This window comes from Enterococcus sp. 3G6_DIV0642, from assembly GCF_002140635.1.
GTDB classification, from domain to species: domain Bacteria; phylum Bacillota; class Bacilli; order Lactobacillales; family Enterococcaceae; genus Enterococcus_D; species Enterococcus_D casseliflavus.
This window is the reverse complement of record NZ_NGLH01000001.1, coordinates 1930547-1943799: the sequence shown is the minus strand read 5'-3', so window position 1 is coordinate 1943799 and position 13253 is coordinate 1930547. Positions and strand designations below refer to the sequence as shown.

Genomic DNA, 13253 nt, shown 5'->3' with positions numbered 1-13253 from the left:
AAAAGGAGTGTGTTTTGTGGATTTTCTATTTACTTTATTTGCTTTTATTTTCGTCGCAGTTATCTTATATCATATTGTCGAATTCTTAAAGGATCAATCTACGCCAGAAGTGGCAGTACTTGCCACGCTAGTAGACAAACGAATGACTAGTAGCACGAATATTGCTGCAAACGGCTTTACGAATCAATCCATTACCTATTATCTTTTATTTGAAATCGCAAGTGGCGAAAGATTAGAATTTAAAGTAGGGTATGGAAAATACAAATTATACGTCATCGGAGATAATGGAGTGTTGAGGTATCAAAGAAAAAGGTTTAATTCACTTGATAGGTAAAAAATTTGTATGTATATAGTATGTGTTTATTCGTTTTCAATTTAAAAAAAAGTTGAACAGTCAATTAAAAAACTCCTATTCAAGTGTCTTATCATTTGAAATGATTTGAATTGTACGCTTTCGATGGAAAACGCAAGTATTATCGAGTAACACTTGAGAATTTCTACTTATGAGGTCGCATAAATAAAACCAAAACCGAAGGAAATTTCCTGCGACGAATGGCTTAATTTAGTTTACCCATCCGTTTTATTGGCGGAAGTGATGAGCTACAGATAGTTTTTAAATACTCATAAATAGAATAGATTGCTTCACCAAAACCTCGTGACTCATTGTTACGAGGTTTTTTGTTTTTTACGTGACTTCAGAAATAATTGCAAAAAGGAAAAATCGTTCTTGGTTTTTCACAAACATTTTCTCTTTCAAGTAACAAATATGGAACTTGAAATACTAAAAGTGTTACTTGTGAGGTACATCCGACGCACCTTACAATGAACATGTAAAATAAGAAAGAATGAATGGAGTTGAACGTTTGTGAAAAAAATGAAGGCTGCGTTGATGTATGGACCAGGAGATATTCGCTATGAACAAGTAGAGCGACCCTGCTGTCCAGAAGGAGGTTTTCTATTGAAGGTTAAGGCAGTTGGTCTGTGCGGATCTGATATTCGCAATTTGCTGACTGATTCAAAAGCGGGGCGCTACCCTCATATTTATGGACACGAAATCGTTGGTGAGATCGTCGAAATTGATGAAAATGTGACGAAGTATCAAAGAGGGCAGATGGTTTATGTATACCCTATGGCTCATTGCCTACGTTGCGAAAATTGTCGTAATGGGAAGCACGATTGTTGTACGGAAGCTGAAAGTTACACCGATCTTCAAGGCGGTTTTGCAGAGTATATAGCATATAGTGCTACAAGAGTAGAACGAGGAGCGATTTTTGAAGTGCCAGAAGGACGAGAGCCTATCGCGGCAACATTAGCTGAACCCTTATCCTCCACTTATGCATGCATGGAGAATATTCAGGTTTCGTTAGGTGATTCGGTCGTCATTATTGGTGCAGGTCCTATTGGGGTCTTTTTAGCGATTCTAGCAAGGATTCGTGGAGCAAGCAAGGTGATCGTGATTGATAAAAATGCTGACAGACTAGCTCTTATGGAAGCGTTTGATGTAGATCATAGGATCGATTCTTCAAAAGAAAATCCTGTTGAAAAGGTGAAAGAGTATACGAATGGACATGGCGCACATAAAGTGATTTCAGCCAATCCATCAATAGAAGCACAGCAACAAAGTATTTTTATGGCTAGAAAATGTGGGACTGTCGTCTTTTTTGGTGGTGTAGCAAAGAATCAACTAACGCCTATAGATACGAATGCAGTTCATTATAACAATCTCTGGATTTATGGTCATTATGGTGCAAATAGTATTCAAGTCGAAAAAGCTTTCCATTTATCCTTATCAGATCAGTTTCCTGCTGAAAAAATTATTTCTCATGTGTTGCCTTTAACTGACATCAATCAGGCCATCGAATTGACAAGAGAAGGGAAGGCGTTAAAAGTCGTTTTACTACCAGAAGAAGAGTATAAAATTCATTCTATATTGAAATCTCAAAAATAGAGTAAGGAAAGGAGGAGAAAGAAAATGAATAAAAAAATTGAGATCTATATTGCCTGTGGTAGTGGGATCGCCACGTCCACAGTTGTTCAAGAGAAAGTCAAACAAATCTTGGCTCAGAGCAACATTCAGGCTTCCATCACCAAAGGGAATATTAGTCAAATTCCCTCAAAAGCAGAAACGGTGGATTTAATCTTGGTGACTACTCGATATGTCAAGCCAGTAAAAGTACCGATTCTTCCTGTTTTCAGTTTGATCTCTGGAATCAACGAAGAGCAGACCGCGCAGAAAATCGTTGAAGAGTGCCATCGAATTATTAAAGGGGGATAAAAATGGAAGCTGTATTATCAGTTATTCAGAACATCATGGATATGGGGGCATCGGTTATGCTACCCGTTGTCATTTTTATTTTGAGCTGTGTCTTTAGGATGAAAATTGGCAAAGCGCTAAAAACAGGGCTTTTAGTCGGCATCGGCTTTCAAGGGTTGGGACTTGTTGTAGGACTCCTTGGTACTTCCTTGCAACCAGCCATCGATTATTATCAGGAAATGGGATCAGGATATACCACGATGGATGTTGGCTGGGCTGCTGTTGGAGCGGCTTCGTGGTCAGTACCTTTTGCAGCGATTGCTATTTTGATGATCGTGGGGTTGAATGTATTGTTTATTCTTTTGAAATGGACAACGGTCATGAATGTCGACATTTGGAACTATATTCATTTTTTGATTCCTGGAGCATTAGCGTATGCCTTGTTTGATAGTTTTTGGCTAGGTTTGACTGTTACGGTTGGCTTATCAATTGTCACTTTATTCGTGGCTCAGTGGTTTGCTCCTAGATGGGAGGCGTATTACGGACTGGAAGGCACGACTTGTACGACATTTTCATTTATTACATTCGCTTATCCTTTTGGACTATTAGTAAATAAACTGATCGATCTGATTCCTGGTCTTAACAAAATCGATATCAGTTTGGAAAAAGTGGAAAGTAAAATTGGTTTTTTTGGAGATCCAGCAGTTATCGGTTTGTTGGTGGGAACTTTTCTAGGCGTATTGACACGCCAAGAATTTACGGTAGCGATTTCTATGGGGGGTGGAGTTTCGGCGGTGCTAGTACTGATACCCAAAATGGTCTCTGTTATGATGGAAGGCTTGACTGCTATCGGAGAAGCTGCCAAAGAATTTATGAAGAAACATATTGGCGAAGGGAAAAAATTATATATCGGAATGGACATTGCTCTTGGTCTTGGAGATCCGACAGCGATCACAACGACAGTGATTCTGATTCCGATAGCAATATTCTTAGCATTTATTATCCCTGGTATGCATTATTTTCCAGTAGGTGTTTTAACAGTAATCGTATATATGATTCCACTGCTAGCATTAGCATCAAATGGCAATCTTTTTCGAACACTCGTCACTGGCTTTTTCTTCTTAGTTATCGTTCTAATTGGAACAAACACCTTTGCACCTGAAGCAACCGAAATGATGAATGCGACCGGTGTGCCTGTGGAAGGTGTTGTGACAGATAGTTTCTGGGGCTACAATTTAGCAAATATTATAATCAGCTTATTTCATCGAATCGTTGGGTAATTGACCGAATGAATAAACGAATTATTGATAAAATAAATGGCTTAGTGGGAGAGAAATAGTGTATGAAATTTAAAGCAATCGAATTGAATGAGCGCTCAAATATAGAAGTGATTAAACAATGCGGACTTGAGCTGCTTAACGAAGGGATCGTCGGGAATAGTTTTATTGAGTCTTGTATCGAACGCGAACATCATTTTCCTACTGGTTTGCCAGTTGACCCGCCAGTTGCGATTCCGCATACCTTTGATCCCTCTGTGAAAGAATCTTCTGTTTGTTATGCAAGACTAAAAAAGCCTGTGACTTTTAAACAGATGGATACTCAAGTAGACGACTTAGCAGTCGAACATGTATTTTGCATGGCACTAAAAGATGAGCATACCTATATTGATTTTCTTCAAAAATTAATTTTAAGCATCCAGTCTCAAAATTTTATTGTTCAATTAAGCAAGTGTGAACCTGAAAACCTTGTTGATTTTCTAAGAGAGAATTTGTCTATTCATTAAGGAGGAGTGCTGTGAGGAAAATTACTGCTGAAATCATCTATCTCCTACTATATAACAAAATAACGAAAATTAGATTGGAGCAACTTTATAAGAACTTGAATCTCTCGCCAAAGAAATTCACGAGTGAAATCAAAGTCTTGAACTCGTTTCTAAATACTCACGATATGCCGCAAGTGAAAATTGAAAGCGGATACTTACGGGTTCCTGATGAACTAGATTTGTCAGAAGCTTATCAGCTTGTTTTAGAATTGTCCCCTTACGACTATTCCTTGAATCCTGATGAAAGACGCACATTACTTCTGATCAATTTATTGATAACAGAAGATGTTCTTACGATGGATCATTTTGCTGATTTGTTTTACGTCAGTCGATTAACAATCATCCGCGATATCAATACGTTGAAAAAACAAGAAGTGATCATGAGTAAATATATCGAAACGCTTAGGGGTGAAGGGGTTATCCTTAAGATGAATCAATCGGAGAAAAGAGAGTATTTGTTTACATTGTTTTTAGAAAATATAGACGCAAAAGGATACATCAATTATGTCGGAATGCAAATCCTTCGGACATTTGACGGGTCAATGGAGTATTTAGACTTTTTGGGATTCATTTTTAACGAGTTAAAGTATGCAGAAAAGTATCAGCAGTTTGATCTTTTCGTCTATATTTTTATCGTTATCAATATGCCTCGCAAAGAACAAGGTGAATCTCCCAAATTTGTCGTTATGTCGGAAAACCTGAGCATACTCATCGATCAAATTGAAAAAAGATTTGATCGAACGATCTCTTTCGAAGACAAACAGGCAATAGCAGAATATTGTCATTTGAAAAAGCGAAAAAATGCGAAGGATGCTGAATTGTATAATTTGGTCATCTATTTTCTGAATAAAATTGATGAAGATTTAGGGACGACTCTAAAGTACGAATTTGACTTAATTTCTGATCTATACAATCACTTACAAATTATTGAAGAAGAGAACATTATTTTGGATATTGAAAATATCGGTCTTTTGCGGCATCAGTTTATGGATATTATCGTAGCTGTAAGGGCTAATAGTGGTGTCATTGAAAACTACCTGTCCCGATCCTTCAATGAATCATTTATTACTACGATCGCTATTCATATCGCAACTGCCTTAACCCGACAAGAATATAAGATGAGCAAAATCGATATCTGGATCGTGTGTGAAAATTTATCGATAGCGAAAATGATTGCTATGAAAATTAGTCGATACAAGCAGTTCAAAATTATGAATGTGCTAACATTTGGTACTTATCGTAAGATGTGCTTCCGTCAAAAAGCCAGTCGTTTAATCTTAACTGCTGATTCTTTGCCTTTTTTGGAAGAGGATGTTTTAAGAATAACACCTTTTGTGACCCAAGAAGATATCCAAAAAATAGTAAAGATGGTTGACCGTTTGTTTACGATTAATGAAGAAGAGACTGAAGAAAAATTTGTTCAATTTGTCCAACAACCACAAAGGAGATTGCATGATTACTTGTTAAATTCGCATGTTATCAGAATCGACCAAAAATGTTCTTGGGAGCGTTCTTTACGCTTAGCAGGGGAAGTATTGACACAAAATGAGTGTATCGAGCAGAGCTATGTAGAAGAAGTCGTTGAAAACGTGAAACAAAATGGACCTTATATCGTAATAAGTGAAGGTGTTGCTTTAGCTCATGCGAACAATCGGGGAAATGTCCACCGTAGCACGATTAGCCTTTTGACGAATAAACAAAAAATCTCTTACGGATCTGAGGATTATTTTCAAGTGACTTATGTTTTCTTCGTCGCTCTTGTAAGAAGTGAAGAATACTTAGAAATTGTTGAAGATATAATGTTTCTTGGGAAATATGGATTAATTGAAAAATATTTACGTTTTAGACAGGAGGAAGCCGATGGATTATTTAGAAGAACGGAAATTCATATGTAAGATCGCCAAATCTTTATTTGACAGGAAGCTAACGGATGCTGCTGGTGGCAATATCTCTATAAAAGTTTCAGAAGATCATTTCTTGATGACGCCTACTTTGGCATCTGTTCAGTATCTTTGGGAATTAGAGGCAGCGCAAATTCTTTTGGTAGATAAGAAACTATCCCTCATCGAAGGTACTGGTCGCTTGACCAGGGAAATCAATATGCATATGAGTTTTTATCACTCAGATCCACGGATAAAAGCAGTGATTCATGCTCATCCATTAAATTTGATGGTTTACAGTTGTATAGGGACTGATATGCCCATCGTCTGTGAAAACCTTCGTTTCGGACCGGATGCGATCCGTTGTTTGGATTATGCACCTGCAACAACTGAAAAGTTAGCAAACTTTGTTGGTGACTACTCTCAAAACATGGCGACAAATAAAGAAAGACTACCATATGGAATGTTACTGCGAGAACATGGGGTAATTGTTGGAGCCACTAATTTGGCTTTTGCAAATGATTATCTGGAGAGACTAGAAACAAATGCTTATGTGCATTTACATTCGCAAGCGCTTCTCCAGCAGGGCTATGAATATTATACTGATAAAACAAACGTTACCTATGAATCCCATGAATGAAGATTGGAGGAGAGTAGATGAGGGCTGGTTTCTTAATTGGACTGAATGAATTTGAGATTCGAGAAATGGATGTTCCACAATGCCATCAGAATGAAGTGATTGTAAAAGTTGAAGCTTCAGGAATCTGTGGGTCAGATATCCACAAAATGAGTAAAGGTTGGAAATACCAGTTACCTATGATCATGGGGCACGAGATGGCTGGGACTATTGTAAAAGTTGGTCGTTCTGTTCATCATTTAAAAAAAGACGATCGAGTTGCTGTTGTCCCATTTATTCCTTGTCATAACTGTGCATATTGTGCTATCGGGAAGTATCAATTATGCACGGACTATATCATGATGGGCTCGCAACGGTTTGGAGGATTTGCTGAATACGTCTCCGTGCCAGCGAGCAATATCGTGAAAATAGGAACTAAGTTGACGTTTGAAGAAGCGTCCATGATTGAGCCTCTTGCTGTCTCAGCGCATGGTGTTTATGGAATCGAACCTAGAGTGGGCGATGTCGTTGCCGTTTTTGGGTTAGGAACGATTGGGTTGCTGACGATCCAATGGTTAAAAATTGCGGGTGTGAAAACGATCATTGGCATTGATATTCAATCAGAGAAACTGGAACAAGCATTAGATTTAGGTGTCACCGATACGATCGATCCTAGTGTTCAAGACCTTGAAAAAGAGATTTCTCGGATAACGGATGGTTTAGGCGTGGATATTGCAATAGAATGTGCAGGTACTAAAATAACTGAAGAACAATGTCTCTTAGTGACAAAAAAAGGCGGGAAAATTGGATTTCAAGGGATCGCTTATTCTGATGTTTTGATTAAGCAACGGGCATTTGAAAAAATCTTTCGCAGTGAATTAACCATTAAGGGTTTTTGGAATAGCTATTCTGCACCTTTCCCAGGCAAAGAATGGTTTGATTCGATCACCTTTTTAGAAAGTGGACGCTTAAGTGTCAGTCATATGATTTCCCATCGCTTTCCGTTAGAGGATCTTCAAAGAGCATTTGATTTAGCGGTAAATAGAAGTGAAAGCTTTAATAAAATCATGATCATGCTCTAAAAAACCAACATTTGATTACAGAACAAACAGATTGTTTTCAAAAACAATATTTATTCAGCAAGCTTTAATAAGCTGTATGGATATGGTTTTTTGATTTGCTACAGTGATTAAAGAGGTTGCTCCTTCTAAAACCTGTCCCACTCAAAGACACCGTTGCATTTTCAGAAATGAAACGGTAAACTAGTTGAAAAGATTGGAGGAATGAATCAATGTTAGCTACGAATTTTGGGAAATATACATACGAAAATCCGTTTATGAACGCCTCAGGGGTCCATTGTATGACGATCGAGGAATTAGATGAATTAGCGGCATCAGCAGCTGGATCATTTGTCACGAAAAGTGCAACGCTAGAAGCACGTGCCGGAAATCCAGAACCACGTTATACCGATTTACCGTTAGGAAGCATCAATTCGATGGGATTACCAAATCTAGGGGTGGACTACTACTTAGACTATGCCATAAAAAAACAGCAGGAAATGACCCAGCAAGCGCCTTTCTTTTTCTCTGTCGCTGGTATGAGCGTGGCTGAAAACATTGAGTTATTAAAGAAAATCCAAGAAAGTGATTTCGAAGGAATCACTGAGTTGAATCTTTCTTGTCCAAACGTGCCAGGAAAACCACAAGTTGCCTATGATTTTCCTTTGACCGATCAAATTCTTGAAACAGTCTTTGGTTTTTTCACAAAACCTTTAGGTGTCAAATTGCCGCCATACTTTGATTTGGCTCACTTTGATGAGATGGCTAAGATATTAAACAAGTATCCGTTAACCTACATCAATTCAATCAATAGTATTGGGAATGCTTTATTCATCGATCCTGCTACTGACTCGGTAGTCATCAAACCAAAAGATGGTTTTGGTGGTCTCGGAGGCGAATATGTGAAACCAACGGCATTAGCCAATGTGCGGGCTTTCTATACACGTCTCAAGCCAGAAATCAAAATTATTGGTACTGGTGGAATTCGTAATGGGCAAGATGCGTATGAGCATTTGTTGTGTGGTGCCTCTATGTTGCAGATCGGCACAGAGTTGCAAAAAGAAGGGCCGGCGATCTTTGAACGATTGACGAAAGAATTAGAAACGATCATGAAAGAAAAAGGATATCAATCAATCAGTGAATTTCAAGGCAAACTAAAAACGATTGATTAAAACGACTATTAACGACTTTCTATCATCATCTGTTTCTTTTTATAGAAGAAAGGTGGGGTTAAATGGAGAAATTTCGTAAAACAACTGAGGACGATTTAACGGAGTTAATGGCGCTGATTGAGGAAGGAATTGCTTTTTTAAAAGCTCAAGGATCACCACAATGGCAAAATGGCTATGGCCCAAAAGAAACTCAAATCAAAGAAGATATTGCAAAAGGCGAAAGCTATGTGTTAGTGAAAGATGGGAAAATCGCAGCGTCTGCGGCACTGGTTTCTGGTGATGATCCTGTCTACAACGCAATTACCGGCGCAGGGTGGGATGGAAACGGTCTGTATCTATCCATTCATCGCGTCGTTGTCAGTTCTCATTTTAAAGGGCAAAAGTTAAGTGCCAAATTGCTGCAAGCTCTTGAAGTGGTTGCATTAGAGCGAGGAATCGTTGATTTGCGTATCGATACGTATAAAGCCAATATTGGGATGCAAAAGAATATCCAAGCAGCTGGCTATCAATATAAAGGAGAGGTAACATTTCCTTTTCCGAATGGAGAGCGATTGGCTTTTCAAAAACGTTTGATCACAAACTAAACATTCTTTTTCAATTCTTGTCAATTGGCTGAAAGAATGGAAAAGTTGTGTCAAAGTGAATTTTTGGTATGAAAATGTGGATAATGGTTGTCAGAATCCTTTCGGCTTGCTAAGATAAGCACGTAAAGGACGGTGCCAAATGAAGAAAAGAATCAAAAAGAAAAAAGCTTATAAAAAATACATCCATGATATTTTTGCAGGTTATGAAGAAATGCTTGAAAATCCAGCGATCGATGAGAAAAAATTCTCTTATTTGAAAGAAGAAACAACCTTAAAACGAGACGATCAAAATCAAATCCGTTTCCGTACGATCGATATTGATTAAACTACCTTTTGGGTAGTTTTTTTCTTTGTTTTTATTAATTGGAAAAATTTCAGAAAAAAGCTTGCTCTTTCATTCATAGAATGATAAAGTATTCAACGTTGGCAATTGAGCCAGCGGGTCAAAACAACAGTTGAAAAAACTTCAAAAAAAGACTTGACCAAAAATAAAACAGATGATATTATAACGAAGTCGCAATAATAAAACAGTTAATCAATGTTGATACATCAACAAAATTAATTGAAAAAAGTTGTTGACAAATAACAAATCATTTGTTATTCTAATTAAGTCGCTGAGACAGCCGCTACGAAGTTGAAAAACAACGAGTGAAAAAAAACTTTTGAAAAAGAGTTGACAAACAAACGTCGCTCTGATATGATATAAAAGTTGCTAACACAGCACGGTAGACCTTTGAAAACTGAACAAAGCAAGCAAACGAACCAATGTGTAGGACGTTTCAATTTATTGAAACAAATACATGCAAGCAATAGCTAGCAAAGTTAATTTTTATGAGCTTAATGACCGTATGGTCATTCAAACAAATCATTATGAGAGTTTGATCCTGGCTCAGGACGAACGCTGGCGGCGTGCCTAATACATGCAAGTCGAACGCTTTTCCTTTCATCGGAGCTTGCTCCACCGAAAGGAAAAGAGTGGCGAACGGGTGAGTAACACGTGGGTAACCTGCCCATCAGAAGGGGATAACACTTGGAAACAGGTGCTAATACCGTATAACACTATTTTCCGCATGGAAGAAAGTTGAAAGGCGCTTTTGCGTCACTGATGGATGGACCCGCGGTGCATTAGCTAGTTGGTGAGGTAACGGCTCACCAAGGCAACGATGCATAGCCGACCTGAGAGGGTGATCGGCCACACTGGGACTGAGACACGGCCCAGACTCCTACGGGAGGCAGCAGTAGGGAATCTTCGGCAATGGACGAAAGTCTGACCGAGCAACGCCGCGTGAGTGAAGAAGGTTTTCGGATCGTAAAACTCTGTTGTTAGAGAAGAACAAGGATGAGAGTAAAATGTTCATCCCTTGACGGTATCTAACCAGAAAGCCACGGCTAACTACGTGCCAGCAGCCGCGGTAATACGTAGGTGGCAAGCGTTGTCCGGATTTATTGGGCGTAAAGCGAGCGCAGGCGGTTTCTTAAGTCTGATGTGAAAGCCCCCGGCTCAACCGGGGAGGGTCATTGGAAACTGGGAGACTTGAGTGCAGAAGAGGAGAGTGGAATTCCATGTGTAGCGGTGAAATGCGTAGATATATGGAGGAACACCAGTGGCGAAGGCGGCTCTCTGGTCTGTAACTGACGCTGAGGCTCGAAAGCGTGGGGAGCGAACAGGATTAGATACCCTGGTAGTCCACGCCGTAAACGATGAGTGCTAAGTGTTGGAGGGTTTCCGCCCTTCAGTGCTGCAGCAAACGCATTAAGCACTCCGCCTGGGGAGTACGACCGCAAGGTTGAAACTCAAAGGAATTGACGGGGGCCCGCACAAGCGGTGGAGCATGTGGTTTAATTCGAAGCAACGCGAAGAACCTTACCAGGTCTTGACATCCTTTGACCACTCTAGAGATAGAGCTTCCCCTTCGGGGGCAAAGTGACAGGTGGTGCATGGTTGTCGTCAGCTCGTGTCGTGAGATGTTGGGTTAAGTCCCGCAACGAGCGCAACCCTTATTGTTAGTTGCCATCATTTAGTTGGGCACTCTAGCGAGACTGCCGGTGACAAACCGGAGGAAGGTGGGGATGACGTCAAATCATCATGCCCCTTATGACCTGGGCTACACACGTGCTACAATGGGAAGTACAACGAGTTGCGAAGTCGCGAGGCTAAGCTAATCTCTTAAAGCTTCTCTCAGTTCGGATTGTAGGCTGCAACTCGCCTACATGAAGCCGGAATCGCTAGTAATCGCGGATCAGCACGCCGCGGTGAATACGTTCCCGGGCCTTGTACACACCGCCCGTCACACCACGAGAGTTTGTAACACCCGAAGTCGGTGAGGTAACCTTTTTGGAGCCAGCCGCCTAAGGTGGGATAGATGATTGGGGTGAAGTCGTAACAAGGTAGCCGTATCGGAAGGTGCGGCTGGATCACCTCCTTTCTAAGGAATATTTCGGAAGACTACACATCGTTTGCCTTTGTTCAGTTTTGAGAGGTTTACTCTCAAACAAAACTTGTTCATTGAAAACTGGATATCGAAGAAATAATCAAAACAAGTAACACACACCGAGTTGAAATGTTAAAAGAGTTTTTTAATAAGTTCAACGCTTATTTTCTTGAGCAACCTTCTATCGCTAGAAGAAGTACTCAAAACCGACCGTAAGGTCAAAGGTTAAGTGAATAAGGGCGCACGGTGGATGCCTTGGCACTAGGAGCCGATGAAGGACGGGACTAACACCGATATGCTTTGGGGAGCTGTAAGTAAGCTATGATCCAGAGATTTCCGAATGGGGGAACCCAGCATCTTTTATAGGATGTTACGTCTGCGTGAATACATAGCGCAGTCGAGGTAGACGCAGAGAACTGAAACATCTAAGTACCTGCAGGAAGAGAAAGAAAATTCGATTCCCTGAGTAGCGGCGAGCGAAACGGGAAAAGCCCAAACCAACAAGCTTGCTTGTTGGGGTTGTAGGACTCCGATATGGTAGTCTATTCAGATAGTCGAAATACTTGGAAAAGTATGTCAAAGAGGGTAAAAACCCCGTAGGCGAAATTTGGATAACACCTAGGAGGATCCTGAGTACGGCGGAACACGAGGAATTCCGTCGGAATCCGGGAGGACCATCTCCCAAGGCTAAATACTCCCTAGTGACCGATAGTGAACCAGTACCGTGAGGGAAAGGTGAAAAGCACCCCGGAAGGGGAGTGAAATAGATCCTGAAACCGTGTGCCTACAACAAGTTAGAGCCCGTTAATGGGTGATAGCGTGCCTTTTGTAGAATGAACCGGCGAGTTACGATAGCATGCGAGGTTAAGTTGAAGAGACGGAGCCGCAGCGAAAGCGAGTCTGAATAGGGCGAATGAGTATGTTGTCGTAGACCCGAAACCATGTGATCTACCCATGTCCAGGTTGAAGGTGCGGTAAAACGCACTGGAGGACCGAACCCACGTACGTTGAAAAGTGCGGGGATGAGGTGTGGGTAGCGGAGAAATTCCAAACGAACTTGGAGATAGCTGGTTCTCTCCGAAATAGCTTTAGGGCTAGCCTCGGAATTGAGAATGATGGAGGTAGAGCACTGTTTGGACTAGGGGCCCATCTCGGGTTACCGAATTCAGATAAACTCCGAATGCCATTCATTCATATCCGGGAGTCAGACTGTGAGTGATAAGATCCATAGTCGAAAGGGAAACAGCCCAGACCACCAGCTAAGGTCCCCAAATAACTATTAAGTGGAAAAGGATGTGGGGTTGCACAGACAACTAGGATGTTGGCTTAGAAGCAGCCACCATTTAAAGAGTGCGTAATAGCTCACTAGTCGAGTGACCCTGCGCCGAAAATGTACCGGGGCTAAATAGTTTACCGAAGCTGTGGAGTGCACCAT

General features: G+C 40.5%; 11 protein-coding genes, 1 rRNA gene and 1 other annotated feature (1 of these 13 cut by a window edge). All 12 genes read left to right on the top strand.

Going from position 1 to position 13253, the window contains the following annotated elements:
* The first annotated feature begins 16 nt into the window (after window positions 1-16).
* The 12 genes from A5878_RS09290 (at window position 17) to A5878_RS09235 (ending at window position 11812) form a co-directional block, all read left to right on the top strand.
* Window positions 17-334: a DUF2500 domain-containing protein gene (locus A5878_RS09290; protein ID WP_081117258.1), complete on the top strand. Its 318-nt coding sequence runs from the start codon at window positions 17-19 to the stop codon at window positions 332-334.
* A gap of 540 nt (window positions 335-874) precedes the next feature.
* A complete protein-coding gene (locus A5878_RS09285; protein WP_167823177.1) occupies window positions 875-1948 on the top strand; it encodes an alcohol dehydrogenase catalytic domain-containing protein in 1074 nt (357 codons plus the stop codon).
* Window positions 1949-1972: 24 nt separating this feature from the next.
* Complete coding sequence (locus tag A5878_RS09280; protein ID WP_015509814.1) at window positions 1973-2275, top strand: PTS sugar transporter subunit IIB; 303 nt, start codon at window positions 1973-1975, stop codon at window positions 2273-2275.
* A 2-nt stretch (window positions 2276-2277) separates the two neighbouring features.
* A complete protein-coding gene (locus A5878_RS09275) occupies window positions 2278-3534 on the top strand; it encodes a PTS transporter subunit IIC (RefSeq protein ID WP_081117256.1) in 1257 nt (418 codons plus the stop codon).
* Between the two features lie 62 nt (window positions 3535-3596).
* Entirely contained in the window at window positions 3597-4037 is a 441-nt protein-coding gene (locus tag A5878_RS09270) for a PTS sugar transporter subunit IIA (RefSeq protein ID WP_081117255.1), read from the top strand.
* A 164-nt stretch (window positions 4038-4201) separates the two neighbouring features.
* Entirely contained in the window at window positions 4202-5971 is a 1770-nt protein-coding gene (locus tag A5878_RS09265; protein ID WP_256925803.1) for a PTS sugar transporter subunit IIA, read from the top strand.
* Window positions 5937-6596 carry a class II aldolase/adducin family protein gene (locus tag A5878_RS09260; RefSeq protein ID WP_081117253.1) on the top strand — a complete coding sequence of 220 codons (660 nt, stop codon included), beginning with the start codon at window positions 5937-5939 and terminating at the stop codon, window positions 6594-6596. Before A5878_RS09265 ends, A5878_RS09260 begins: the two co-directional genes overlap by 35 nt.
* 17 nt (window positions 6597-6613) lie before the next feature.
* Window positions 6614-7654, top strand: coding sequence for a galactitol-1-phosphate 5-dehydrogenase (locus A5878_RS09255; protein WP_081117252.1), 1041 nt, complete (start codon window positions 6614-6616; stop codon window positions 7652-7654).
* Between the two features lie 209 nt (window positions 7655-7863).
* Window positions 7864-8802 carry a dihydroorotate oxidase gene (locus tag A5878_RS09250; protein ID WP_081117251.1) on the top strand — a complete coding sequence of 313 codons (939 nt, stop codon included), beginning with the start codon at window positions 7864-7866 and terminating at the stop codon, window positions 8800-8802.
* A gap of 62 nt (window positions 8803-8864) precedes the next feature.
* Window positions 8865-9386 (top strand): GNAT family N-acetyltransferase, encoded by a 522-nt coding sequence (locus A5878_RS09245; protein ID WP_086295459.1) that lies wholly within the window; start codon window positions 8865-8867, stop codon window positions 9384-9386.
* A gap of 139 nt (window positions 9387-9525) precedes the next feature.
* Window positions 9526-9711 (top strand): hypothetical protein, encoded by a 186-nt coding sequence (locus A5878_RS09240; protein WP_005230211.1) that lies wholly within the window; start codon window positions 9526-9528, stop codon window positions 9709-9711.
* A gap of 541 nt (window positions 9712-10252) precedes the next feature.
* Window positions 10253-11812: ribosomal RNA gene (locus A5878_RS09235) — 16S ribosomal RNA — on the top strand.
* Between the two features lie 229 nt (window positions 11813-12041).
* Window positions 12042-13253, top strand: a sequence feature (mutual gap in cmsearch alignment for this rRNA model is longer than 100) (it continues 3114 nt past the right edge of the window).

Excerpts from the sequence above, each read along its gene's own strand:
- A5878_RS09270 (WP_081117255.1), top strand. The coding sequence starts at position 3,597 with ATGAAATTTAAAGCAATCGAATTGAATGAGCGCTCAAATATAGAAGTG.
- A5878_RS09285 (WP_167823177.1), top strand. The coding sequence starts at position 875 with ATGAAGGCTGCGTTGATGTATGGACCAGGAGATATTCGCTATGAACAA.
- A5878_RS09240 (WP_005230211.1), top strand. The coding sequence starts at position 9,526 with ATGAAGAAAAGAATCAAAAAGAAAAAAGCTTATAAAAAATACATCCAT.
- A5878_RS09245 (WP_086295459.1), top strand. The coding sequence starts at position 8,865 with ATGGAGAAATTTCGTAAAACAACTGAGGACGATTTAACGGAGTTAATG.
- A5878_RS09280 (WP_015509814.1), top strand. The coding sequence starts at position 1,973 with ATGAATAAAAAAATTGAGATCTATATTGCCTGTGGTAGTGGGATCGCC.
- A5878_RS09275 (WP_081117256.1), top strand. The coding sequence starts at position 2,278 with ATGGAAGCTGTATTATCAGTTATTCAGAACATCATGGATATGGGGGCA.
- A5878_RS09265 (WP_256925803.1), top strand. The coding sequence starts at position 4,202 with ATGCCGCAAGTGAAAATTGAAAGCGGATACTTACGGGTTCCTGATGAA.
- A5878_RS09250 (WP_081117251.1), top strand. The coding sequence starts at position 7,864 with ATGTTAGCTACGAATTTTGGGAAATATACATACGAAAATCCGTTTATG.
- A5878_RS09255 (WP_081117252.1), top strand. The coding sequence starts at position 6,614 with ATGAGGGCTGGTTTCTTAATTGGACTGAATGAATTTGAGATTCGAGAA.
- A5878_RS09260 (WP_081117253.1), top strand. The coding sequence starts at position 5,937 with ATGGATTATTTAGAAGAACGGAAATTCATATGTAAGATCGCCAAATCT.